The organism is Caulobacter sp. P1_B12_2 (assembly GCF_056406675.1).
Genome location: NZ_JBFTZS010000016.1, coordinates 1 through 22,915, shown reverse-complemented (window position 1 = coordinate 22,915; position 22,915 = coordinate 1). Strand labels below are relative to the sequence as shown.

The 22,915-nt window shown below is 68.2% G+C and carries 24 protein-coding genes; 8 read left to right on the top strand and 16 right to left on the bottom strand.

Translation table 11 applies throughout. The features are described from left to right. A partial coding sequence (locus AC1DZ6_RS02005) for a TonB-dependent receptor plug domain-containing protein (RefSeq protein WP_477095515.1) occupies window positions 1–911 on the bottom strand: 911 nt, incomplete at its 3' end. A gap of 203 nt (window positions 912–1,114) precedes the next feature. Here AC1DZ6_RS02005 and AC1DZ6_RS02000 point away from each other — a divergent pair. Beyond that, window positions 1,115–2,632, top strand: a complete 1,518-nt coding sequence (locus tag AC1DZ6_RS02000; RefSeq protein WP_477095514.1) for a response regulator — start codon at window positions 1,115–1,117, stop codon at window positions 2,630–2,632. Window positions 2,633–2,890: 258 nt separating this feature from the next. On the opposite strand, the gene AC1DZ6_RS01995 is transcribed toward AC1DZ6_RS02000, so the two are convergent. Further along, entirely contained in the window at window positions 2,891–3,349 is a 459-nt protein-coding gene (locus AC1DZ6_RS01995; RefSeq protein WP_477095513.1) for an SRPBCC family protein, read from the bottom strand. Then, window positions 3,324–3,707: an ArsR/SmtB family transcription factor gene (locus AC1DZ6_RS01990; protein ID WP_477095512.1), complete on the bottom strand. Its 384-nt coding sequence runs from the start codon at window positions 3,705–3,707 to the stop codon at window positions 3,324–3,326. The genes AC1DZ6_RS01995 and AC1DZ6_RS01990 overlap by 26 nt, the downstream gene beginning before the upstream one ends. Before the next feature lie 161 nt (window positions 3,708–3,868). Here AC1DZ6_RS01990 and AC1DZ6_RS01985 point away from each other — a divergent pair, with 161 nt between their 5' ends. The 3 genes from AC1DZ6_RS01985 (at window position 3,869) to AC1DZ6_RS01975 (ending at window position 5,567) form a co-directional block, all read left to right on the top strand. Next, entirely contained in the window at window positions 3,869–4,291 is a 423-nt protein-coding gene (locus tag AC1DZ6_RS01985; RefSeq protein WP_477095516.1) for a DUF6491 family protein, read from the top strand. A gap of 85 nt (window positions 4,292–4,376) precedes the next feature. Further along, the gene (locus AC1DZ6_RS01980) at window positions 4,377–5,051 is read left to right on the top strand and encodes a pYEATS domain-containing protein (protein WP_477095511.1); all 675 of its coding nucleotides are present in this window, start codon (window positions 4,377–4,379) and stop codon (window positions 5,049–5,051) included. A 15-nt stretch (window positions 5,052–5,066) separates the two neighbouring features. Next, window positions 5,067–5,567, top strand: a complete 501-nt coding sequence (locus AC1DZ6_RS01975; RefSeq protein WP_477095510.1) for a CPBP family glutamic-type intramembrane protease — start codon at window positions 5,067–5,069, stop codon at window positions 5,565–5,567. A 7-nt stretch (window positions 5,568–5,574) separates the two neighbouring features. Here the strand turns inward: AC1DZ6_RS01975 and AC1DZ6_RS01970 are convergent, their stop codons facing one another. Next, window positions 5,575–5,922, bottom strand: a complete 348-nt coding sequence (locus tag AC1DZ6_RS01970; protein WP_477095509.1) for a hypothetical protein — start codon at window positions 5,920–5,922, stop codon at window positions 5,575–5,577. Window positions 5,923–6,436: 514 nt separating this feature from the next. Here AC1DZ6_RS01970 and AC1DZ6_RS01965 point away from each other — a divergent pair. Together AC1DZ6_RS01965 and AC1DZ6_RS01960 are read left to right on the top strand one after the other, a co-directional pair. Further along, complete coding sequence (locus AC1DZ6_RS01965; RefSeq protein ID WP_477095508.1) at window positions 6,437–8,296, top strand: hypothetical protein; 1,860 nt, start codon at window positions 6,437–6,439, stop codon at window positions 8,294–8,296. A gap of 9 nt (window positions 8,297–8,305) precedes the next feature. Beyond that, window positions 8,306–9,187 carry a helix-turn-helix domain-containing protein gene (locus AC1DZ6_RS01960; protein WP_477095507.1) on the top strand — a complete coding sequence of 294 codons (882 nt, stop codon included), beginning with the start codon at window positions 8,306–8,308 and terminating at the stop codon, window positions 9,185–9,187. 13 nt (window positions 9,188–9,200) lie between these two features. Here AC1DZ6_RS01960 and AC1DZ6_RS01955 read toward each other — a convergent pair whose 3' ends face one another. Continuing rightward, window positions 9,201–10,895, bottom strand: a complete 1,695-nt coding sequence (locus AC1DZ6_RS01955; protein ID WP_477095506.1) for an acyl-CoA dehydrogenase family protein — start codon at window positions 10,893–10,895, stop codon at window positions 9,201–9,203. A 156-nt stretch (window positions 10,896–11,051) separates the two neighbouring features. Here AC1DZ6_RS01955 and AC1DZ6_RS01950 point away from each other — a divergent pair, with 156 nt between their 5' ends. After that, on the top strand, window positions 11,052–11,678 hold the full coding sequence (locus AC1DZ6_RS01950; RefSeq protein ID WP_477095505.1) for a glutathione S-transferase family protein: 627 nt from the start codon (window positions 11,052–11,054) through the stop codon (window positions 11,676–11,678). Window positions 11,679–11,844: 166 nt separating this feature from the next. On the opposite strand, the gene thiL is transcribed toward AC1DZ6_RS01950, so the two are convergent. The 5 genes from thiL to glyA all read right to left on the bottom strand — a co-directional run bounded on the left by thiL (window position 11,845) and on the right by glyA (window position 15,764). Next, a complete protein-coding gene (gene thiL, locus AC1DZ6_RS01945; protein WP_477095504.1) occupies window positions 11,845–12,993 on the bottom strand; it encodes a thiamine-phosphate kinase in 1,149 nt (382 codons plus the stop codon). Next, entirely contained in the window at window positions 12,902–13,363 is a 462-nt protein-coding gene (gene nusB, locus AC1DZ6_RS01940) for a transcription antitermination factor NusB (RefSeq protein WP_477095503.1), read from the bottom strand. The genes thiL and nusB overlap by 92 nt, the downstream gene beginning before the upstream one ends. Continuing rightward, a complete protein-coding gene (locus AC1DZ6_RS01935; RefSeq protein ID WP_477095502.1) occupies window positions 13,360–13,824 on the bottom strand; it encodes a 6,7-dimethyl-8-ribityllumazine synthase in 465 nt (154 codons plus the stop codon). Before AC1DZ6_RS01935 ends, nusB begins: the two co-directional genes overlap by 4 nt. Before the next feature lie 115 nt (window positions 13,825–13,939). Then, complete coding sequence (gene nrdR, locus AC1DZ6_RS01930; RefSeq protein WP_477095501.1) at window positions 13,940–14,413, bottom strand: transcriptional regulator NrdR; 474 nt, start codon at window positions 14,411–14,413, stop codon at window positions 13,940–13,942. A gap of 31 nt (window positions 14,414–14,444) precedes the next feature. Beyond that, entirely contained in the window at window positions 14,445–15,764 is a 1,320-nt protein-coding gene (gene glyA / locus AC1DZ6_RS01925; RefSeq protein ID WP_477095500.1) for a serine hydroxymethyltransferase, read from the bottom strand. Window positions 15,765–15,964: 200 nt separating this feature from the next. On the opposite strand from glyA, the gene AC1DZ6_RS01920 reads away from it, so the two are divergent. Beyond that, on the top strand, window positions 15,965–16,402 hold the full coding sequence (locus AC1DZ6_RS01920) for a Ros/MucR family transcriptional regulator (RefSeq protein WP_477095499.1): 438 nt from the start codon (window positions 15,965–15,967) through the stop codon (window positions 16,400–16,402). Between the two features lie 42 nt (window positions 16,403–16,444). Here AC1DZ6_RS01920 and hemA read toward each other — a convergent pair whose 3' ends face one another. The 6 genes from hemA to AC1DZ6_RS01890 all read right to left on the bottom strand — a co-directional run. Continuing rightward, window positions 16,445–17,671 (bottom strand): 5-aminolevulinate synthase, encoded by a 1,227-nt coding sequence (gene hemA / locus AC1DZ6_RS01915; RefSeq protein ID WP_477095498.1) that lies wholly within the window; start codon window positions 17,669–17,671, stop codon window positions 16,445–16,447. Window positions 17,672–17,848: 177 nt separating this feature from the next. After that, window positions 17,849–18,745 (bottom strand): 3-hydroxyisobutyrate dehydrogenase, encoded by an 897-nt coding sequence (mmsB, locus tag AC1DZ6_RS01910; protein ID WP_477095497.1) that lies wholly within the window; start codon window positions 18,743–18,745, stop codon window positions 17,849–17,851. 175 nt (window positions 18,746–18,920) lie between these two features. Next, window positions 18,921–19,727, bottom strand: coding sequence for a class I SAM-dependent methyltransferase (locus AC1DZ6_RS01905; RefSeq protein WP_477095496.1), 807 nt, complete (start codon window positions 19,725–19,727; stop codon window positions 18,921–18,923). A 56-nt stretch (window positions 19,728–19,783) separates the two neighbouring features. Further along, complete coding sequence (locus AC1DZ6_RS01900) at window positions 19,784–20,836, bottom strand: enoyl-CoA hydratase/isomerase family protein (protein ID WP_477095495.1); 1,053 nt, start codon at window positions 20,834–20,836, stop codon at window positions 19,784–19,786. Next, the gene (locus tag AC1DZ6_RS01895; protein WP_477095494.1) at window positions 20,833–21,450 is read right to left on the bottom strand and encodes a histidine phosphatase family protein; all 618 of its coding nucleotides are present in this window, start codon (window positions 21,448–21,450) and stop codon (window positions 20,833–20,835) included. Before AC1DZ6_RS01895 ends, AC1DZ6_RS01900 begins: the two co-directional genes overlap by 4 nt. 79 nt (window positions 21,451–21,529) lie before the next feature. Beyond that, window positions 21,530–22,915: ATP-binding protein (locus tag AC1DZ6_RS01890; protein WP_477095493.1), on the bottom strand; the 1,386-nt coding region annotated here is incomplete at its 5' end.

Here is a 22,915-nt window from a genome sequence, read left to right as displayed (position 1 = left end):
CACTTGGTCGGCGCGGTCGGCGCGGTCACCCCGCAATAGGCGACGCCCAGATAGGACGGCCAGTTCGGCGCGTAGCCGCCCCAGTCCCAGCCGAGCCGCGTGACCATGTCCTTGGACAGGTAGGCGTCGTCGGCCTGGTTGGTGCGCGAAATGTCCGCGAAGGCGGTGATCTTGCCGACGTCGCCGAACCGGTAGACCAGCTTGCCGTTGATCTGCTTGCCGGTGGACTTGTTCCAGGCGGCCTGGTTCACGAACAGGTCCTGTTGGCTGTACTGGCCGGAGAGATAGGCCGACAGGCCGCCGTGCTCGCCGGAGTCGATGCGCACGAAGGTGCGCGCGGCGTCTTCGCTGCCGAAGCTCTGGCTGGCCGAAACCCCCATCGCCTGGTGCGGATCGCTGGAGGTGTAGAGCAGCGCGCCGCCGAGGTTGCTGGTCGAGGCGATGCCGAGGCCGGCGATGCCGGTCGCCAGATCGGCGCGGCCCAGGTTCTCGGAGATCAGCGCGCGGCTGATGGTCAGGCCGTTGTAGTTGTTGTAGGCGCCGTCGCCGAGCGGCATGCCGTCCAGCGTGTAGCCCAGGTGGGTGGTGTTGAAGCCGCGCACCTGCAGCGACAGCGACTGCTCGTTGAGGCCCAGCGCGTCGATCGACTGGGCCATCACGCCCGGCAGGAAGTTCAGCGCCTTCTGCACGCTGGTCCCCGGCGGCAGGGTCTCGAGGTTCGACGGCAGCAGGGTCACGACCGAGCGGGTCTGGCCGCTGCCGACGACGACGAGCGCATCGACTTCGCTGCTCTCCGGGGATCCAGCCGGCGCTTCGGCCGCGGCCACGGACGGCGCTTCGGCCGCCTTCACCTGCGTGGCGAACGCAAGACAGGCGGCGAGCGCCAGCAGGCTGACGGACTTGTACAGCATCGTAGATCCCCTGAGACCGAAGGCGCCGCTAGGACTCGCGTCTGCGGCGTCGCTTGTTTTCAGGTGACGCGTCTATTCCGCTTCCGTGACGGTTTTTCAACATCGCCCGTCGCGGGGTAATTTGCCGCCGAGCCGGCCATTTACGACTCCGCAACGCCAACCGGCGAAGGTGAGCTCCCAACGACGCCTCGCCGAACGGCTGCATGGACACGCTCGCCCGCCTAATCGACCGCCGAGCTCCGATCGACCCCGCGACCCCCTGCGCGGAGGTCGCCGCGATGTTCCACGTCTATGCCGACGCCGCCGCCATCGCCGTGGTCGTGGACGGCAAGCCGCTGGGCCTGGTCTATCGCGACGTGTTCCTGGGTCAGATGGCCGTCGCGCCCGACCTGGCGCAACGCCCCGTCCGCGAGGTCATGGACGACGAGCCGCGCACGGTCGAGGCCAGCGTGTCGTCCGCCGTCTTCGTCGACTACCTGGCCCAAAGCACCACCCCGATCTTCCGCAGCGCCTATGTCGCGATCGACGAGGCCGGCGACTATCTGGGCGTCGGCGGCCTGAACTCGCTGCTCACCTCGCACCGTCGCCGCCAGCGCGAGGCCGACGACGCCATGGCCCTGGTCGAGCGCATGGCCCACGACATCGGCCACCATCTGGAAGGCGTCCTGTCCTTCACCGAACGACTGGAGCAGTCGCGGCTGACGCCCGACGCCAGCGCCTATGTCCGCGCCATCGGCGACACCAGCCGCGACATGAGCCAGGTGCTGGGCCGCGCGATGGACCTGCGCCGCGCCGCGACCGGCGGCCTGGCCCTGACGCCGACGCCGTTCCTGCTGCGCGATCTCAGCGACGCCGTCGAGGCCCGCTGGGCCCCGCGCGCCGCCGAGGGCGGCAGCACCCTGCTCTTCTCGTATGACGGCGCGCCCGACGCCGCCGCCCTGATCGACGCCGACCGCGTGCTTCAGGTGTTCGACGCCCTGATCGAGAGCGCCCTGGCCAGCGGCCGCGGCGTGATCGAGGCCAGCCTCAAGGTTCACGACGTCGAGGGCGGCCTGATGCTGGAAGGCCGGGTGCGCGACAACACCGCCGGCTCGGCCGAGGCCCGCCTGGCGCGGGTGTTCTCGCCGCTCGGCGCGGGCTGCATCGAAGACAGCAACGAACTGGCCCTGGGCGTCGGCATGGCCCTGGCCCACGGCCTGACCCGCGCCATGGGCGGCCCGTTGCGGGCCGAGGCCAATATGGGCGCCGGCCTGACCGTGCAGTTCTCGCTGAGCGTCCCCGCGGCCATCCTCGTGGCCGACGACTCCGACGAGCCCGTGATGGACGCCCGCTCTGCCCACATCCTGATCGTCGACGACAACGCCACCAACCGCATGGTCGCCGAGGCCCTGTGCGAGATGTTCGACTGCACGTCCGAACAGGTGGCCGACGGCGTCGAGGCCGTCGAGGCCGCAAAGTCGGGCCGCTTCGACCTGATCCTGATGGACATCAAGATGCCGCGCATGGACGGGGTGACCGCCACCCGCGCCATCCGCGCCCTGCCCGGCCGGGCCGGCGCCGCGCCGATCGTCGCCCTGACCGCCAACGCCGATCCCAACGATGTGGCCACCTACATCGCCGCCGGCATGCAGGACGTCGTCGAAAAGCCCATCAAGCCCGAACGCCTGGCCGTGGTGCTCTCGGCCCTGCTGAGCGACGACGACGCTGAGGCCGCGGCCTAGGGCTGACGACGTTCAGGGTTTCGGGCCGTCCATCAGCCTGCGAAACATTCCTTTATCCGTCATTCCCGCCCTTGTGGCCGGAACCCCGTTCAGCTGACGGTGAGAGGCCTTGGCGCGCCAGCGCGCCACACACCCACACCTGCGTCGGATAAAGGGGTTCCCGCCACAAGGGCGGGAATGACGGCAAATTTGGTGAGCATGATTGAGCGCGCCTGAATGTTGATACACCCTCGAGGGCAGCGAGCCCCCTAACGCCCGTCAATCCGCCGTCAGCGCCGCCTCGAGCTTGCCGTAGACCTCGTCGAAGCCATCGGTGAAGCCGTCGGCGATCGCGGCGGCCCGCGCCTCGGCGTCGGCATAGCGCATCACCTGGGTCATGCGGGTCCCGGCCCCGCGCGCGACCAGGTCGATCGTCACCTCGACACGGTACGACGCATCACCGCTGAAATGCTCGACATGGGTCATGTGATGCGGGGCGTCGGCGGCCACGACCGGCCCCCAGAAAGAGAACTCTTCCCATTCATAGTGAAAGGCCCCGCCCGGACGCGCGTCCATCTCGCAGCGCTTCATCGCGCCCAGCCATTGCTGGATCAGGGCGGGCTCGGTCAGCCCACGCCAGACACGGGCGGGCGGATGGGCGAAATCGCGACGGAAGAGGATGTCGGTTTCGCCGTCCAGCACGAGCTGCAGCTTAGTCAGGTCCAGAGTCAGGGTCATGATGGGCTCCTTTCAGGTTGCCGGCAGGGGTTTGGTCGGGTTCGTCCGACAGGCCGTCGAGAACCGCATCCAGCTTCTGGAACTGCGTCTCCCAAAGCGCCCGGTACTGGCCAAGCCAGTCCCAGAGCGCTTCGACCGCGTCGGCTTTCAAGCGGCGGGGGCGAGCCGTGCCTTCGATGCGGGTTTCGATCAGTCCCGCCTCTTCCAGCACCTTCAGGTGGCGGCTGATCGCGGGCTGGCTGATGGAAAACGGGCGGGCGAGGTCCTGCACCGTCGCCTCGCCCTGCGCCAGCCGCGCGATGATGGCGCGGCGGGTGGGGTCGGCCAGGGCGGCGAAGGACTGGTCAAAGGGGGTCACGGCAGCATTCCACTATATAACTTGTGTATTATATAACCAAATACTGATATAAGTAAACCCCAGGCGCGCGGGTTCACCGCGAGCCGGTCGCGAGCCTTGTGTAACAAGGGTTTCCGATCTAGCGTTTCGCGGAACAACCGGGAGAACCGACCGTGAAGCCCATGCTCTTCCTGGCCGTCGCCGCGACGGCCCTGTCGACCGTTCCCGCCCTGGCGGACAACGGCCAGGTCTTCGACCACGCCGCCCAGCTGCGCGCCTATTCCAACACCCTGCCGCGCGACAACGCCAAGCAGTGCTTCAACGGCCAGTTCATCAGCGGCGTCAATCGCTCGGGCCCCAACACCCTCTACGTCCAGGCGCCGCAGGGCGCGATCTATCGGCTGAAGGTGGCCGGCGACTGCGCAGGCCTGGACGCGGCCCAGAAGCTGACCGTGCGCGCCAACGGGAGCGACCTGGTCTGCCCCGGCGACGCGGCCGAGACCATCGCCTGGACGCCGACGGGCTCGCAGCGCTGCGAGATCAGCGACGTCCACCGGCTGACCGCTCGCGAAGCCGCCACGCTGTCGACGGCGTCGCGCCGCTAGATCCGCGATGCTTGCCTGATCGCCTCCAGGCGCCGATGCTTGCCCCAGTGCGCGTGAAGACCGGTCGGCTTTCGAGGATCGCCCGATGGACACCGCGGCCCCCGCGGCCAAGCCCCTGATCTCGCAGCTGTCGGAGCTGATCTCGGCCTGCGCCGACCTGTTCTGGCCGGTCCTRGTGCTGGGCGTGCTGGTCCTGTTCCGCGGCCGCCTGACCGAGATCATCGGCGTGGCCATTCGCAAGCTGGAAAGCTCGTCGGAACTGAAGATCGGCGGGATCGAGCTGAAGGGCGTGGTGATCACCCCGCAGGGCGAGGTCATCGTCGGCCGCGACACCGATTTCGAGATCCTGGAAGCGACCAAGGCCGATGTCGATCACCGGCACGCCGCCTATGGCAAGGCTCGCAACCTGATGCTGGTCCACACCATCCGGCCCAAGGCTCCGGAGGAGTTCATCGACGGTTTCCGCGTCTTCGACGTGTCGATCTTCCTGCACCCGCACCGCAATTTCGGCCGGCTGAACGACGTCAAGAGCGTTACCTACTTCCTCGGCGACAAGTGGGGCGACAGCCGGTACGGCGAGAAGTACGTGGTCTCCAGCGCCAATGAGCAATTCGCCCTGACCGTGGGCATGTATGGCTCGTTCGTTTGCGTGGCCGACATCGACTTCCACGACGGCGGCGCGGTGCGCGTCGAGCGCTACATCGATGTCGAAATGGCCCCGGTCTATAACATCCCCCTGGCCGACGCGCGGGGGCGGTGAGCTAGAGTACGCGGGATGATCCCGCCCCTCCTCCGCCGCCTGCGCCGATCCCTGACCACCCTGCCCGACGCGCGCGGCTGGGCGCTGTGCGGCGGGGTCGCGGCGATCACCGGCGGGCTGATGGCCGCCATCGGCTTTTCGACCGGCCTCTACGCCCTGACCCCGACCGCGCCCGGACTGCCGCTGCGGTTGCTGGTCGTGCTGTTCGTGCCGGCCCTGGGCGAGGAGATCCCGTTTCGCGGCCTGCTGGTGCCCGGACGGGACGAGGCCGCCCGGCCCTGGCCGGCGATCGCGATCTCGACCGCCCTCTACGTCGCCTGGCATCCGTTGGAGGCCCTGACCTTCCTGCCCCAGGGCGCGATGTTCCTGCGCCCGGACTTCCTGGCCTGCACCGCGATCCTGGGCCTGGGCTGCGCCCTGATGCGCTGGCGGACGGGCTCGCTGTGGCCGGCGGTGATCCTGCACGGCGGCTTCGTGGTGGTCTGGCAGACCTGRCTGGGCGGGGTGCGGCTGTAGGCGGCGCCTAGAAGCTGAACGCCAGCTTGGCGCCGACGAACTTGCCGTCGGGGTCGTATCCTCGGGCCCGGCCCGCGCCGCTGTCGTCGGCGTTGGGCTTGAGGCCGCACAGCAGGCCCGCGCCCAGCATGGCGTCGCCGGCCTTGCCCTYGACCGAGGTCCGCGCCACGCCGGGCGGCAGCGGCGTCGGCGCGCGCGAGTAGAGCACCGGCAGGCCGGGCGCGGTCAGGTTCAGGGGCCTGGCCGGCTGAGCCAGGGACAGGGGCTTGGCCGTAACGGGCTGGGCTTGCGCGGCCCCGGCGCTCAGCGCGCCGACGGCGGCCAAGGTCAGGATGCGGAGGCGAAGATCAACCATGGGCGCGTCGTCCGGGATGAGGCTTGGTCCAGATGTGGCCCCGAACCCCGCGAAGTAAAGCGGCGCCATGACAGCCTTCCGGGGGACATGCGTTTGTGCATGTCCCCCGGCGGAGGCCGCCTGCGACGCTGCACCGCAGCAAAGCGCCTTGTGAATGACAACGTTGTCACTTATATTGAGCCCATGGGGACGATTTGATGTCCCGCCTATCTTGGATGAAGAAAATGCTCAGCCTGATCGTTCTGACTATCTCGGCCCTCAAGGCGCAACGCGCCGCGACCTAAGACACCCAACGGCCGCTTCCGGCGGCTGGATCGAAAAAGGCCCGCGAACCTGGTTCGCGGGCCTTTTTGCTGTGTGCAATGCAGCATGCCCGGGCGGCAGAGCGTGATCTGTCCCCTGGGAGATCTCCTTTGGGAAGGCGGTCCGAGCCCCGCGTCCACTTGATCCTGACCAAGACTTTACAGTTGCGAAATTCATATATTCTCGCAATGGTGGAGCTTCGGAGGGGAGAATGCAGAAGCCGCTCTTCATCGCCATCGGCGTGCACAGGGCCTACGGCCTGGACACGCTGGACGGCGTGCTGCCTAGCGTCGACGACATGGTGCGATGGGCCGGATCGAGCGGCTACGACCGCGTCGTCATCACCGATGATCCGACGCTGCCGGAGGCGGAGCGCGCCGTCACGGTGCGGCGGATCAGCGAGGCCCTGCCGGCGGAGGTGCTGCTCGATAGGCCAAGGATCGTCGTCTATTTCTGCGGCCACGGGCTGTACGCGCCGGGCGACCAGCACTGGGTGCTCTCCGCCGGGCCGAACACCCGCCGCATCAGCGTGTTGGGCTTCACCGATGCGCTGGACACCTACGGGCCCAGGCAGATCGCCGTGTTCAGCGACGCCTGCAGCACGCCCTGGGTCCAGAACGCCACCGCCGACAATGTGATCGACAACTATGTGGGCGACGCTGCGGCCGCGCATAAGGACGCCTTCTACTCGACGCGCGAGGGCGCCCCGTCTTTCGCCGTGCCGGCGAAGAACGGCGAGCCCGCCTACTGCGTGTTTTCACGCACCCTTTCACAGGCCCTGTCGGCCTCCGACCCAGACCCGCTCTCGTTGGATCAGCTCTATCTGCAGACAGGCAGGAGGGCGATTTCGAGCCAGAGCCTGGCCTACTACCTCGAAGCTCAGGTGCCCGCCGCCGCGCTCGCGTCCGGCAAGAAGCAGCGGCCGGCCTGCAATCCAGGCTTCAGGCCGTTCGACAACACCTATGTCGAGTTCGCTCACGCCGCTCCACCCGCTACGAAGGAGACCTTCGGGCTTGGGGGCGGGGGGAGCGACGATCCCACCTTCGGCAAGTCACTGAAGCCACGCAACTTCGGGATCACGGGGACCGGAGCTGGGCGGCCGCCTGGCCCCCCGCTGGGATCGAAGCGCGAGACCTTCCGCGCCGAGCGGCGAGAACTGTCGCGATCGGAGTGGCGCGGCCCGCTGGTCGAGGCCGCCGCCCAAGTCGTCTTCAGCATGCCTCAGCGCGATCGCGATGGCCTCCTTTTCATCGACCGGAGCGCCGACCTGCCGGAACCGCAGATCGACAAGGGCCCGGTGCTCGCCGTCCTGAGCGACGTCCGAACCATGCATCGACTGGACACTCCCCGAACCGATCCAACCGTCATCCAGTGCGGCGACTTTTTCACCCCCGTGGTGCGCTATCCGAGACTCTGGTGCGCCATGGCCTTCCGCACCGCGATCGACGCGGCCGATCCCGCCAGGGTCGTGCGCGGGGCGGACCTGATGTGCTGGGGCTCCGTCTACTACCCCGAAGGCTACCGCTATCGCGAGTCCGTCGAGGCCCTCAAAGGCCTGAACAACGGCATACTGACGGGCGACGACATCGGCCGTCTCGCCCACGCGCTGCGCGATGGAAAGCATGCTGACCCGATGCTGGGCGTCGTCGCCGCCTACCTCTACGCGCAGATCGGCGATGTCGACAGCATCAGGCGGATGGCCTTCTTCTACCAAGCCCATCATCAGGCCGTGCCGTTCGACATCGCTCTGCTGAGCAGGCTTCCGCTTCGGAGGCGTCGCCACAGCTTCTATATCGAAGTCCCCGCGCTGCTTGAAACGCCGACCCGGGCGCCCGGCGCGCCTGACTTCATCTGGCGAGCGACCGAGGCGACCTGCGTCAGGGTCGCGGGCCTGACGCCCCTCCTGCCCGCCGGCTGGCAGTTGCTGGGCCGCAGCGATCACGCCGTCCATCGGCGCTGCGTCGAGCTGAGGTCCCACCTGTCCAACTCGACCATCGCCACGATCGACGGACACGACGCCGGCCAGGCTCTGCGCCAAGCCTTTTCCGAGTTTCACGGAAGTCCGTCCTAGGAGCACGCCATGCGCCTCGTCTTCGTCCACGGCATCAACAACCAGGACAACACGCCCCAAGAGATCGAGGCGTATTGGTGGCGGGCGCTGGAGGACGGCTGGAAGGCCCTGGGCCTCACGCCGAAATCCAAGCCCTCGATCGATGTCGCCTATTACGCGGACCTGCTCGCCGCGGCGTCGAAGGGTCATCTGGGCGAGGCGGTGGCCATGGGCGGCGAAACCGAGGCGGGGCGCGCCGCCGCCGTGGCCTTCCTGCGGGAATACGCCGAGGCGGCGGGCGTCACCCAGGAGGAACTCGCACGCGTCGCGGCGGCGACCGGCGTCCCGATCGAGGCCGTCGAGCAGGGCGTCCCGCATGAGGGTTGGGTCGTGGCCTTGGGCGGACTGCTGGAACGGATCCTGCCCACCAAGGGCAAGTACATGGCGCGGCTGTTCCTGCGGCAGGCGTCGCTCTACATCGAAAACGAGGGCCTCCGGGACAAGATCGACGCGCTGGTCAAGTCGCAGATCTGCGACAACAAGGATGACCCGGCCGTCGTGGTGGCCCATTCGCTCGGCACGGTGGTCAGCTACCGCATCCTGGGCCACATCGCCCAAGGCGGCCGCAATGTTCCCCTGTACGTGACCCTGGGGTCGCCCCTGGCGGTGGGGATGTTCAGGCCGCTGCTCCCGCCGCGCGGAACCCTGCCCAATCCCCCGCTCGGCAAGTGGCTGAACGGCCGGCACAAGGAGGACTTCGTCACGCTGGGCCGGGCGATCACCAAGGCGGCCATCGGCTTCGACGGCGTGATCGACGAAACCGACATCGTCAATGACGAGGACGACAAGCACTCGATCCGCCACTACCTGATGAGCCCGGAGATCGCTCGCGCGATCTACAACGCCCTGTAGGACGGGCCTTGTCCTAGTTCCCCTCTTCCAGCAGCCGCCGGGCGATGACCTGGGCCTGGATCTCGCCGGCGCCCTCGAAGATGTTGAGGATCCGCGCGTCGGCCAGCAGGCGGCTGGCGACGTATTCCATGGCGAAGCCGTTGCCGCCGTGGATCTGCAGGGCGTTGTCGGCGGCGGCCCAGGCGACGCGGGCGGCGATCAGCTTGGCCATGCCGGCCTCCAGGTCGCAGCGCTTGCCCTCGTCCTTCTGGCGGGCGGCGAAATAGGTCAGCTGGCGCACGCCCATGATCTCGGCGGCCATCATGGCCAGCTTGTTGTGGACGCGCGGGAATTCGAAGATCGCCTGGCCGAACTGCTTGCGGTCCAGGGCGTAGCCGAGGCCGGTCTCCAGCGCGGCTTGCGCGACGCCGACGGCGCGGGCGGCGGTCTGGATGCGGGCGCTTTCGAAGGTGGCCATCAGCTGCTTGAAGCCCTGGCCGGGCACGCCGCCCAGCAGGTTCTCGGCCGGCACGGCGAAGCCGTCGAAGCCGAGTTCGTATTCCTTCATGCCGCGATAGCCGATCACCCCGATCTCGCCGCCGCTCATGCCGTCGGCGGGGAAGTCGTTCCCCTCCACGCCGCGCGGCTTGGGCGCCAGCAGCATGGACAGGCCGCGATAGTCGGTGGTGTCGGGCTCGGTGCGGACCAGCAGGGTCATGACGTCGGCGCGGGCGGCGTGGGTGATCCAGGTCTTGTTCCCGGTCACCACGTACTGGTCGCCGGTCAGGGTCGCGCGGGTGCGAAGTGACCCCAGGTCCGAGCCGGTGTTGGGCTCGGTGAAGACGGCCGTCGGCAGGATCGAGGCGTCCGAGATCTTCGGCAGCCAATATTGCTTCTGCGCTTCGGTGCCGCCGGTCAGGATCAGCTCGCCGGCGATCTCCGAGCGGGTGGCCAGAGAGCCGACGCCGATCCAGGCCCGCGACAGCTCTTCGGAGACCACGCACATGGCCGTCTTGCCCATGCCGCTGCCGCCGTATTCCTCGGGGATGGTCAGGCCGAACACGCCCAGGGCGCCCAGCTCCTCGACCAGTTCGATCGGGATCAGCTGGTCCTTCAGGTGCCATTCGTGGGCGAAGGGGGTGACCTTCTCCTCGGCGAAGGCGTGGAACTGGTCGCGGATCATCTCGAAGGTTTCGTCCAGGCCCGTGTGCTCGAGCGTGGGGCGGCCCCGGGCCTCGGCCAGGCGCTGGGCGACGCGGGTCTTCACCGCTTGCGTGCCGCCCTCGACCATCAGCTTCATCAGGCCGTTGGAATAGAGCCGGTTCAGCACCGCGCGGTCGGTGACCAGGTGGGCGGGGCGGACGATCTCGCCCTGGTTCATCGGCACGCCGCCGACCAGCTGGGCGCAGTATTCCGAGAACAGCAGCTGGGCCAGCAGGGCCTCGATCTCGCCGAACCGGCCCTCGGCCTCCAGCCGCTCGGCCCAGCCGGCGACCTGGTTCATCAGCTCGGCATAGGCGGCGTACCAGCCGTAGCCGTGCACCTGGTGCTGGTGGTCGTCGGCCAGCTTGCGGTCGATCTTGCCGCCCGCGCCAGTGATCCCCGCCTTCACGGCCGGCTTGGCCTCGGCCACGAACAGCTGGGCCGCGCTGGCGGCCTCCCGCAGCAGCACGGTCAGACCGGGCAGGATCAGGGTCTCGTTGGTTTCCTGGACGACCGCTGTGGTCATGGCTTGCTCCCGTGCGCCAAACAGTTGTTTTCTTTTACTCTGGAGCCTTTCGCACCTGCGAGCAATGCCGCAGTGCAACATAAATGGCTCGAACTCAAAAGGCCCGAGGGATCAAAAGGTCCCCGGGGCGTTCACAAGGGCCGGGAGAGAAACAAGATGCTGATCGTCCACCACCTCAACGAGTCGCGCTCGCAGCGGATCCTCTGGCTGCTGGAGGAGCTGGGCCTGCCCTACGAGGTCCGCTTCTACGAGCGCGACGCCCAGACGCGCCTGGCCCCGCCGGCCCTGTTGCACGTCCACCCGCTGGGCAAGTCGCCGGTGCTGACCGACGGCGCCGCGACGATCATCGAGAGCGGGGCGATCACCGACTATGTCATCCGCCGCCACGCCGGCGGCCGGCTGGCCCCCGACCCTGCAAGCGCCGACTACGACGCCTACCAGCAGTGGCTGCACTACGCCGAGGGCTCGGCCATGCTGCCCATGCTGCTACGGATGTATGTCGGCCGCCTGGGCGCGGGCGGCGCGCCGCTGCACCCGCGCATCGACAGCGAGATGGCCAACCACCTGGCCTATGTGGACGGCGCGCTGGAGGGCCGGCAGTTCTTCGTCGGCGACAGCCTGACCGGCGCCGACATCCAGATGAGCTTCGTGGCCGAGGTCGCCAAGGCGCACGGCAAGCTGGCCGACTATCCGAACCTGGAGGCCTGGCTGGGGCGGATGCACGCGCGGCCGGCCTGGAAGACGGCGCTGGAAAAGAGCGGGCCATACAAGCTGGGAGAATAGGGCCAGCGAGACGCCCCCTCCGTCACGATGCGTATCCGCATCGCGCCACCTCCCCCGCGATGCGGGTGAGGAGAAGRTCGGCCTGGTTCCTCCTCACCCGTGAAACGGGGGCGGTGGCGCGATGCGGATACGCATCGTGACGGAGGGGGCGTCCGACGGCCGAAGCCTACCCGTGCAGCCAGCCCAACCGCTCGGGCGTGATGTCCTTGCCCTTGAACAGGGCGCAGATCCCCTCGCCTTCCACGAACTCGCCGATGTCGCGCACGGGAACGCCGGCGGCCATGGCGGCGGCCTGAAAGGCGGCCACGTCGGTGGGGTCGACGGCGCAGACGATCTCGTAGTCGTCGCCGCCAGAGGCCAGCGACATCCGCGCCTCGCCGGCTTCGGGCTGCGAGCCCAGCCAGTTGCGGGCGCCGGGCGACAGCGGCAAGCGGTCAAGGTCGACCTTGACGCGCAGGCCGCTGGCCTTGGCGACGTGGGCGGCGTCGGCCAGCAGGCCGTCGGAAACGTCGGCGGCGGCGCGGGCATAGGCGCGCAGGGCGTCGCGGATGGCCAGGCGCGGCGGCGGCAGGCGATAGCGGCGAACCAAGCCGCCGTCCGGATCCTCGACCTCGCCCCAGTGAGCCAGCAGGCCCAGCCAGCCATCGCCGATCGTGCCGGAGACCATCAGCCGGTCGCCGACCCGGGCGCCCTTGCGCAGGACCGCGTCGCCGCTGGGCACCCAGCCCAGGAACGTGGCCGAGACCACCATCGGACCCGAGGTGGTGACCGTATCGCCGCCCAGCAGGCTGACRTCGTAAAGCTCGCCGTCCTCGCCCAGGCCGCGGGCGAAGGTTTCGCGGTCGGTCAGGGTGGTGCCCGAGGGCCAGCCCACCGCCAGGAAGTAGCCGTAAGGCGCCGCGCCCTTGGCCGCGAGGTCGGAGAGATTGGTGCGCAGCAGCCGCTTGGCCACCACGTCCAGGTCTTCACCGGCCAGGAAGTGCACGCCGGCCACCATGRCGTCCTTGGTGATCACCAGGTCGTAGCCGGGGCGCGAGGGCAGCACGGCCGCGTCGTCCAGCAGGTTCAGCGCCGCTTCGTCGCCGCGGGTCAGCGGCCGCAGCAGGCGCTCGATCAGTCCGAATTCGTCGACAGGCGCGGCGGCGGCGGGCGTCGCGGCCTCGTCGAACCATGCGTCATCGACCGCCGGCGCTTCCGCCGTCGGTTCTTCGAACCAGTCGTCGTCAACCTCGGGCGTCACGCGCGATGGCGTCCAGGGCGCCGTTGATGAAACCGGATTCCGGTCCCTCGAAGAAGGATTTGGCGATCTCGACATATTCGTCGATCACGACCTCTTTGGGCACGTCGGGCCTGTGCATGAGCTCATAGGCTCCTGACCGCAGGACCGCGCGCGCCGTGGCGTCCAGGCGCTCCAGCTTCCAGCCCGAGGCCAGGCGCTTGACGATGGCTTGGTCGATGCCGGCCTGGTGGGCGACGACGCCCTTGGCCAGTTCAGCGAAGAAGGTCTCGTCGGCCTGGGCCAGACGGTCGCCGTCGGGACCGTCGACATCGCGGTCGAAGCGGTGCTCGGAGAATTCGCGGACCACCGCGTCGACGCCGACGCCGGAGACTTCCATCTGGTACAGGGCCTGGACGGCGGCGAGGCGGGCCACCGAGCGCGGCTGGATGCGATCGCCCCGGCTCATCGCGCTTGTCCCAGCAGTTGACGCTTCAAGGCCACGATCTCCAGACATTCCTGCGCGGCCTTGCCGCCCCGGTCGCCCTCGGACGCCCGAGCGCGGCTCCAGGCCTGGTCTTCTTCCTCGACGGTCACGACGCCGTAGCCGATGGCCAGGCGCCGGCCGAACGACAGGTCATTGAGCCCGCGCGCGGTTTCGTTGGCCATGATCTCGGAATGGTAGGTCTCGCCCCGGATGATGACGCCCAGCGCCACGAACCCGTCATAGCGCACGCCGACCGGCCGATTGCCAGCCTCCTCGGCCAGGGCCACCGCGGTGGGGATCTGCATCGCCTCGGACACGGTGATCACGTCGTATTCGGCGCCCTGGGCGTCGATCGCCTGCGCCGCACCCTGCAGCAACGCGTCGGAAAGCCCCGAATAGCGTCGGGCTTCCACGATCAGCAGGCGAATCTTGTCTTCCACCATAGTCCTTAGAATTCTCCTCGACGGGACCGGTCACTTCGCACCAAACGGCGCCGTCGCCAAATCGAATCGTAGCCCCCGCGACGTTACCGTCTCCGGGCCGAATCGCAGAATGCGCCTATACCTCGTCCTCGGCGACGTCGCTCAGGCCTTCCTGCCCGAGAAACTTCGCGAAATCGCTGGTTTCGCGGAAGTCGCGATAGACCGAGGCGTATCGGACATAGGCGACGTCATCGAGCGACTTCAACGCCTTCATGACCATTTCGCCCACCGCCGACGACGGCAGTTCGGTCTCGCCCTGGCTTTCCAGCTGACGAACGATGCCGTTGACCATCCGCTCGACCCGCTCGGGATCGACCGGACGCTTGCGCGTGGCGATCGAGATCGAGCGGACCAGCTTCTCGCGGTCGAACGGCGAGCGCCGGCCCGAGCGCTTGACGATGGTCAGTTCGCGCAGTTGCACCCGCTCGAAGGTGGTGAAGCGGCCGCCGCACTCCGGGCATAGCCGCCGACGCCGGATGGCCGCCCCGTCTTCCGACGGACGGCTGTCCTTCACCTGGCTTTCCATGTGGCCGCAGAACGGGCAGCGCATGATCTAGGCCCTCCCGACCGCGATTGGCCTATTAGTTGTAGATCGGGAACCGAGCCGTCAAGGCCAGGACTTCCTCGCGCACCTTGGCCTCGACCTCGGCGTTGCCGTCCGGACCGTTGGCGGCAAGACCGTTGACGACCTCGCCGATCAGTTGGCCCACGCGGGTGAACTCGGCCGTGCCGAAGCCGCGGGTGGTGCCGGCCGGCGTGCCCAGGCGGATGCCCGAGGTGACGGTGAACGGCGCGGTGTCGAACGGCACGCCGTTCTTGTTGCAGGTCATGTGGGCGCGCTCGAGGCTGTGCTCGGCGTCACGGCCGGTCACGCCCTTGGGCCGCAGGTCGACCAGCATCAGGTGGCTGTCGGTGCCGCCCGAGACGATGTTGACGCCCTGGGTCTGCAGCGCCTCGGACAGGGCCCGGGCGTTGTCGATCACCTGTTGGGCGTAGGCCTTGAAGGCCGGCTGCAGCGCTTCGCCGAAGGCCACGGCCTTGGCGGCGATCACGTGCTCCAGCGGGCCGCCCTGCAGGCCGGGGAACACCGCCGAATTGACCTTCTTGATGATGGCTTCGTCATTGGTCAGCACCATGCCGCCGCGCGGACCGCGCAGGGTCTTGTGGGTGGTGGTGGTGACCACATGGGCGTGCGGGATCGGGCTGGGGAACACGCCGCCGGCCACCAGGCCCGCGAAGTGGGCCATGTCGACCATCAGATAGGCCCCGACGGCGTCGGCGATCTGGCGGAAGCGGGCGAAGTCGATCTGGCGGCTGTAGGCGCTGCCCCCGGCGATGATCAGCTTGGGCTTGGCGGCCTTGGCGACCTCTTCGACGGCGTCGTAGTCGATCAGCTGGTCCTGCTGGCGCACGGTGTAGGACACCGGCTTGAACCACTTGCCCGACTGGTTGGCGGGCGAGCCATGGGTCAGGTGACCGCCGGCGGCCAGGTCCATGCCCAGGAAGGTGTCGCCTGGCTGCAGCAGCGCCATGAACACCGACTGGTTGGCCTGCGAGCCCGAGTGCGGCTGGACATTGGCGAAGCCGGCGCCGAACAGCGCCTTGGCGCGCTCGATGGCGATTGTCTCGATTTCGTCGACATATTCGCAGCCGCCGTAGTAGCGCTTGCCCGGATAGCCCTCGGCGTACTTGTTGGTCAGGATCGAACCCTGGGCCTCCAGCACGGCGCGCGAGACGATGTTCTCGGACGCGATCAGCTCGATCTGGTTCTGCTGGCGGTTCAGCTCCAGACCGATGCGATCGAAGATGTCGCGGTCGGCCGCGGCCAGGTCAGCTCCGAAGAAGGCGCCCCCCTTCGTGGTGTCCGGGTCGGCGGTGATGTTGTTGGCCGGTGCGGTCATGGACGCTCTCCTGGGGCTGGGAGACTGGAAGAATATCGACGGGGTGGAGTCGTTCGCGCTCTCTTTACCCCCCTTCGCGCCACGATCAATCCGGGAACCTCGTCCCAAGCCGAAGCGTTGCGAAGGAAGCGGCGCCAGGGTGACTGGCGCGCTGGGTGTTTTGACAACCCAAGCAGGACGGCAGACAAGGCGGAACGAGTATGGCGACGGCGTACGGCGAGGCGAACACCCATGACGACGATGTCGACATCCTGGGCCTCAGCGCCGGTATCGTAGCCGCCTACGTGGCCCAGAACACCGTGGCGCGCGCGGCGGTCCCCGACCTGATCCGTTCGGTTCACGGCGCGCTCTCGGCGCTCGGGACGGCTCCGGTCGAACAGCCTACCGAGCGCGGCAAGCCCGCGGTGCCGGTGTCGCGGTCTGTGCAGCGCGACTACATCGTCTGCCTGGAAGACGGCAAGCGTCTGAAGATGCTCAAGCGCTACCTGCGCACCCACTACGACATGAGTCCCGAGGAATACCGCCGCAAGTGGTCGCTGCCGGGGGACTACCCCATGGTGGCGCCGGCCTATGCCGAGCGACGGTCCGACTTCGCCAAGTCGATCGGCCTGGGCAAGGGGAAGATGCGGGGGCGGTAGGTCTGTTTCGAGGAAGCGGACGTCCTCTTGGGTTTTGAGATCTTACGCGGCGTGGCCGCCCATGCGGGCCACGTTGCAGTGAGCCCACAGCGTTTCCATCGCCCCGACCAGCTTGCGCATCATGTCGTCCGTGTGGAACGGCGTGGGCGTGAAGCGCAGGCGCTCGGTGCCGCGCGGCACGGTCGGATAGTTGATCGGCTGCACATAGACGCCGTGATCGGCCAGCAGCATGTCGCTGATCAGCTTGGTGTGGTGGGGGTCGCCGACGAGCACGGGCACGATGTGGCTGTCGTTCTCCATCACCGGCAGGCCCGCGGCCTTGAACATCGCCTTCAGGGTCTTGGCGCGCTCCTGGTGGGCCTCGCGGACCTCCGGGTGCTGCTTGAGGTACTTCACGCTGGCCAGAGCCCCGGCGGTCAGGGCCGGCGGCAGCGAGGTGGTGAAGATGAAGCCCGAGGCGACCAGGCGGATGGCGTCGACCACCACGGCGTCGCCGGTGATGTAGCCGCCCATGACCCCGAACGCCTTGCCCAGGGTGCCTTCGATGATGTCGATCTGATCCATCAGGCCGTCGCGCTCGGCGACGCCGCCGCCGCGCGGACCGTACATGCCGACCGCGTGGACTTCGTCCAGATAGGTCATGGCGCCATATTTCTTGGCCAGGGCCACGGTGCCGGCCATGTCGGCGATGTCGCCGTCCATCGAATAGACGCTCTCGAAGGCCACCAGCTTGGGCGCGTCGGCCGGGGCGGCGATCAGCAGTTCCTCAAGATGCGCCAGGTCGTTGTGGCGGAAGATGTGCCGCTCGCAGCCGCCGTTGCGGATGCCGGCGATCATCGAGGCGTGGTTCTGGGCGTCGGAGAAGATGATCAGGCCCGGCAGGATCTTCTGCAGCGCCGACAGGCTGGCTTCGTTGGAGACGTAGCCCGAGGTGAACAGCAGCGCCGCTTCCTTGCCGTGCAGGTCGGCCAGCTCGGCCTCCAGCTCGACGTGATGATGGTTGGTGCCCGAGATGTTGCGCGTGCCGCCCGAGCCCGAACCGTGGTTGTCGATCGCCGCGTGCATGGCGTCCAGCACCACGGGATTCTGGCCTTGGCCGAGATAGTCGTTCGAGCACCAGACCACGATCTCGCTCTCGCCGCCGTCCGGACGGGTCCAGGTGGCGCGCGGGAACGCGCCGCGATGGCGCTTCACATCGGCGAACACCCGATAGCGGCCTTCGTCACGGATCTGGTCGACGGCGCTGCGGAACGCGGCTTTGTAGTCCATGGTCATCATCCGACGGACTTCGACGAGTCCTATCGGTCCCTACTCAAGGCTCGGCTTTTCGCACCGCGCCGGCTTGGTGTCCACATAGGTGCGTTTACCTAGCCCATTGAATTACGCGATTGGACGCACCGACTGCGTCAGTGAACAGCTCCAAAGACCACTCTCGTTACAGCTGAGTCAATTCAACTTCGCCATCTGTCCGCGCAACAGCTGCAGAACCGCCGAAAAGTCCTTGCCGCCGAAGCCGTTGCCGTCGAACAGGGCGTACAGCGCCTCGGCCTGGGCGCCCATCGGCGTGGAGGCGCCGGCCTTCGCCGCGGCCTCCTGGGCCAGCTTCAGGTCCTTCAGCATCATCGCCGTGGCGAATCCGCCCTCGTAGTTGCGATCGGCGGGGGTCGAGGGGCCGACGCCGGGGACCGGGCAGTAGGTCGAGACCGACCAGCACTGGCCCGACGACTTGCTGGCGACCTCGAAGAATCGATCGGCGGCCAGGCCCAGCTTCTCGGCCAGGGCGAAGGCCTCGCAGGTCCCCAGCATCGAGATGCCCAGCAGCATGTTGTTGCAGATCTTGGCCGCCTGCCCCGCCCCGTGGTCGCCTGCGTGGATCGTCACCCGCGACATCGGCGCCAGCGCGGTCTCGACCTGCGTGAAGTCCGCCGCATCGCAACCGACCATGAAGGCCAGCGTACCAGCCTCGGCGGCCATGATGCCGCCGGAGACAGGCGCGTCAGCGAAGCGGAAACCCGCCGCCCGCGCCTGCTCGGCCACCGCGCGGGCGCTCTCGACGTCGATGGTCGAGCAATCGATCAGCAGGGCCGACTTCGGCGCATGGGCCAGCACCTGATCGCCATAGACCGAGCGCACGTGGGGCCCCGCCGGCAGCATGGTGATCACCACCTCCGCGTCCGCGACCGCCTCGGCCACCGAGCCCGCCGTGTGACAGCCCGCCGTCACGGCCTTCTCCAGCGCCGCCGCCGACAGGTCGAAGGCGCGGACCTGGTGCTGGGCCTTGGCCTGATTGGCGGCCATGCCGCCGCCCATGTTGCCCAGGCCGATGAAGGCGATGCGGGTCATGCTGTCTACTCCCTGCAAATGCGAACCGCGCCTCATGGGCGCGGCTCTTATCGTTGTGTCAAACTCACTGCGTCCTTCGAGGCTTCGCTTCGCTGGCGCCTCAGGATGAGGAATTCAGCAACAGCTTACCTCTTCCCGAGGCGCCCGCGCAGCGGGCCTCGAAGGACGCAAAGCCTTACCGCGCCCCGGCCGGCTTGCGGAACTTGTAGATGAACTGGTCGGTCTTGCCGCGGATCGACGGGTCGAAGACGCTGAGCTTGCGGGTGTCGGACGGGTCGCGCAGCACCCGGCTTTCGCCCTCGAAGATGAAGCCGGCGGCGGTCACCTCCTGCTTGACCGCCGCGGCGTCGATGCGGTGCAGGGTTTCGGTGTCGCGAAGGCCCGAACCCGGCTCGGCCGAATGGTCGACGACCAGATAGACGCCGCCCGCCTTCAGGGCCTTGAAGATCTGGCGGTTGACCACCGACAGGTCGGCTGGACCCATGAACTTGTCGTGCATGTCGTGGTAGTTCTGGGCGGTGAACACCAGGTCCAGCTTCTCCGGCGTGGCGAAGTTGGGCAGGGTGTTGAGCACCACCGACACGTTCCGATAGGCCGGGTCGGCGGCGATGGCCTTCACGGCCGGCTCGCGCTTGGCCAGCTTGGTCAGCTCGTCGGGCACATAGGCGTAGACGTGGCCGCGCGGCCCGACGGCCGTGGACAGGATACGGGTGAAATAGCCGCCGCCGGGGATCAGGTCGGCGACCTTGGCGCCCGGCTTGACGCCGGCGAAGGACAGGGTCTGGCCCGGCAGGCGATTTTCATCGCGCACCATGTCGGCGGCCGGGCGGTTGGGATCGGACAGGGCCGCGGCGATGTTGGCCGGGATCGCGGCGGGCGCGTCGGCCGGCGGCGGTGGCGGCGGCGCCATCGGGCCCATGGGAGTCGTGGCGCAGCCCGCCAGGGCGAGCACGGCGACGAGGCTGAGTAACGGCTTACGCATGGGTATTCCTTCCGACGACGTCTTCTTGTTGCCTGCAAGCTAGCGCAGCAATCACGCTACGTCAGCGGCGACCATTCCTGATCGGCCGGAAGCGGCGCGAAAATCTCGTCCAGCATCGCATCCGTAACGCCTTCAAGCTTGGCCGGATCCCAGCGGGGCGCATTGTCCTTGTCGATGATCACCGCCCGGACGCCCTCGATGAAATCGTGGCGGCGCACCACTCGCGAGCCGATCCGGTATTCCATGGCCATGTTGTCGGCGAAGTCGGTCATCACCTCCCCCGCCTCCAGCTGACGGAAGGTGACCTTCAGGGTCTGGGGCGACTTGGTTTTCATCGTCGCCAGCTGAGCCTTGCCCCAGTCGCTGCTGTCGGCCTCCAGATATTCGAAGATCTGCTCGACGCTGTCGCCGACGAACAGCCGGTTGAGGTCCTGCTCGAAACTGACCAGCGGCGCCTTGCCGGCGTCGGCGCGATACTTCTTCAGGGTGTCGTCGATCTTGCGCGGGTCGGCGACGATGGCCTTCTTGAAGCCCTCGATGGCCCCGAACTCGACGAAGTGGGTGGCGATGCCCAGGCGCAGGCAGTCCGCGCCCTTGATCCGCGCCCCGGTCAGGGCCAGCCACAGCCCCGCCTTGCCCGGCAGGCGCGGCAGATACCAGCCGCCGCCGACGTCGGGGAACAGGCCGATGCCGGTCTCGGGCATGGCGAAGGTCGTGCGCTCTGTGGCGATCCGGTAGTGGGCCGGCATCGAGATCCCGACGCCGCCGCCCATCACCACCCCGTCCAGGATCGCCACGACCGGCGTCTCGTWGGTGAACAGCAGGTGGTTCAGCTGGTACTCGGTATGGAAGAAGGCCCGCGCTTCCCTGGCGTCACCCGCCCCGCTGTGAGCCAGCATGCGGATGTCGCCGCCGGCGCAGAACCCCCGCTCGCCGCTATGGTCGATGATCACCATGTAGATCTCGGGATCGTCCTGCCAGTCCAACAGGGCGGCGATCATGATCTCGCACATGTTCTGCGTCAGGGCGTGCAGCGCCTGGGGCCGGTTCAGCGTCAGCCTGCCGGCGTTTTTCTGAACACGGACAAGGACTTCGGGTTGGTCGTTCATACTGTGTCCTTGACGCGTTCGGGATCTTCGACGGGCTCGCAGTCGAAACGATCCAGCTGACCCGCGTGCAGTCGGTAGACCGCGTCCTGCGGCACGTCCAGCTCAAGGGTCTCCGTGGGCGACAGGCCCGCATAGGCGCCGCGCAGCAAGCGGCCGGCGATCCCGTGGCTCACCACGATCAGCCCGCGCTCGGACTCGGCGGCCTGCTCGGAAAGCCAGTCGGACACCCGCGCCATCACCTGGTCGTAGGTCTCGCCGCCGGGCGCGGCGAAGAACCAGGTGCGGTCGCGGAAAAGTTCGGGACGCTCGCGCTCCAGGTCCGAGCGCAGACGCCCTTCCCAGTCGCCGACGGTCAGCTCCATCAGCCGGTCGTCGAACTCGACGGGCAAGCCCAGCCGCGCACCGATGATCCCCGCGGTGTCCCGCGCCCGCCGCAGCGGGCTGGCGACGATGCGCCAGGGCCGCGTGGCGTCCCGAGCGACCAGGTCATGCAGCAGATCGGCCATGGCCCCGGCCTGGGCGCGCCCCAGCGGGGTCAGGTCCGACTCCATCTGCCCCTGCAGGCGGTGTTCGCGATTGAACGCGGTTTGGCCATGGCGGCAGAGATAGATCACGTTGCGCGCTTCCAAGCTCCGAAGGCGCTGACATATTCCGGAACGCCGCGGATGTCGCCTGCGCCCTTCACGCACCAAGCTAGAGCGCCGGGTCGGACAACGCCAAGGCCGTCTGCATGCCCTCCAGCAGGGTGGCGGCGGTGACGGGCTTGGCGACGTGGACGTTCGCGCCGGCGGCCATCGCCTCGTCCTTGTGCTCGGTCATGGCGTTGGCGCTGAGCATCACGATGGGGATCGGGGTCGCGCCGCGCCCGGCTTCCAGCGCGCGGATGGCGCGGATCGCGGTCAAGCCGTCCATGCGGGGCATCTGCATGTCCATCAGCACCACGTCGAAGTCGTCGGCCTCGAAGGCCGCGACCGCCTGGGCGCCGTCATCGACGATGACGAGCTTGGCCCCCTGGCTGGCCAGGATCAGCTGGACCACCCGCTGGTTGGTGGGATGGTCCTCGGCCAGCAGGACCCGCAAGGGACGATCGTCCACGCGGCAGGGCACGGGCTCGGCCTGCGGCGCGCGCTCATCATAGGCCGCCAGGGTCTCCGCGCGCGGCAGGGGCAGGGAGACGACGAAGCGGCTGCCGACTCCAGGCTGTGAGCTGGCCGCGATCTCGCCGCCCATCATCTGCGCCAGCGAGCGGCAGATCGACAGGCCCAGGCCCGTTCCTCCGAAGCGACGGCTGATCGTTTCATCCGCCTGGCTGAAACGGTTGAACAGGCGGGCGGCGTGCTCGGCGTCGAAGCCGATCCCGGTGTCCTCGATCGCCACGGTCAGTCGGGTCGCGTCCCGCGTCTCCACCAGGCCGACACGAAGCGTGACCCCGCCCTCCTCCGTGAATTTCACGGCGTTGGAGATCAGGTTGCCGATGATCTGGCCGATGCGCGTGGCGTCGCCGAGGAAGCGGCCCCGCGCGTCGGCGTCGCGAACGACCTCGAAGGCCAGCCCCTTGTCCTCGGCGCGATAGCGCATGACCTCGATACAGGGCCGAAGCGCCTGATCCAGATCGAACGCCCGGGTCTCCAGATGAAGTTGGCCGGCCTCGATCTTGGACACGTCCAGGAAGTCCGACACCAGCCGCTCCAGCGTGACGCCGGAGTCGCGGACCAGGGCGATCATCTCGGCCTGCTCGGCGCTCAAGGGCGTGCGCGACAAGGCGTCGATGATGCCGATCACGCCGTTGAGCGGCGTACGGATCTCGTGGCTCATATTGGCCAGGAACTCGGACTTGGCGCGGCTGGCCGCTTCGGCGGCGGCCTTGGCCTCGATCAGTTCGCGTTCGGCCGCGACCCGGTCGGTCACGTCCCGCGCCACGCCGTAGATGCGGTCGCCGGACCGTTGGGCCCGCCATTCCAGGGTCCGGTAGCCGCCGTCCTTGTGGCGGTAGCGGTTGATGAACCCCAGGACTGGATCGCCGGCCTTGCGGTTCTTCACCTCGTCCACGCTGCCCAGGGTGCCGGGCATGTCGTCGGG

Bases quoted from the DNA above. Each gene is read 5' to 3' on its own strand.
- AC1DZ6_RS01950 (WP_477095505.1), top strand. From the start codon at position 11,052: ATGCTGATCGTCCACCACCTCAACGAGTCGCGCTCGCAGCGGATCCTC.
- hemA (WP_477095498.1), bottom strand. From the start codon at position 17,671: ATGGACTACAAAGCCGCGTTCCGCAGCGCCGTCGACCAGATCCGTGAC.
- nusB (WP_477095503.1), bottom strand. From the start codon at position 13,363: ATGAGCCGGGGCGATCGCATCCAGCCGCGCTCGGTGGCCCGCCTCGCC.
- glyA (WP_477095500.1), bottom strand. From the start codon at position 15,764: ATGACCGCACCGGCCAACAACATCACCGCCGACCCGGACACCACGAAG.
- AC1DZ6_RS02000 (WP_477095514.1), top strand. From the start codon at position 1,115: ATGGACACGCTCGCCCGCCTAATCGACCGCCGAGCTCCGATCGACCCC.
- AC1DZ6_RS01905 (WP_477095496.1), bottom strand. From the start codon at position 19,727: ATGCGTAAGCCGTTACTCAGCCTCGTCGCCGTGCTCGCCCTGGCGGGC.
- mmsB (WP_477095497.1), bottom strand. From the start codon at position 18,745: ATGACCCGCATCGCCTTCATCGGCCTGGGCAACATGGGCGGCGGCATG.
- nrdR (WP_477095501.1), bottom strand. From the start codon at position 14,413: ATGCGCTGCCCGTTCTGCGGCCACATGGAAAGCCAGGTGAAGGACAGC.
- AC1DZ6_RS01985 (WP_477095516.1), top strand. From the start codon at position 3,869: ATGCTCTTCCTGGCCGTCGCCGCGACGGCCCTGTCGACCGTTCCCGCC.
- AC1DZ6_RS01995 (WP_477095513.1), bottom strand. From the start codon at position 3,349: ATGACCCTGACTCTGGACCTGACTAAGCTGCAGCTCGTGCTGGACGGC.
- AC1DZ6_RS01935 (WP_477095502.1), bottom strand. From the start codon at position 13,824: ATGGTGGAAGACAAGATTCGCCTGCTGATCGTGGAAGCCCGACGCTAT.
- AC1DZ6_RS01955 (WP_477095506.1), bottom strand. From the start codon at position 10,895: ATGACCACAGCGGTCGTCCAGGAAACCAACGAGACCCTGATCCTGCCC.
- AC1DZ6_RS01960 (WP_477095507.1), top strand. From the start codon at position 8,306: ATGCGCCTCGTCTTCGTCCACGGCATCAACAACCAGGACAACACGCCC.
- AC1DZ6_RS01965 (WP_477095508.1), top strand. From the start codon at position 6,437: ATGCAGAAGCCGCTCTTCATCGCCATCGGCGTGCACAGGGCCTACGGC.
- AC1DZ6_RS01920 (WP_477095499.1), top strand. From the start codon at position 15,965: ATGGCGACGGCGTACGGCGAGGCGAACACCCATGACGACGATGTCGAC.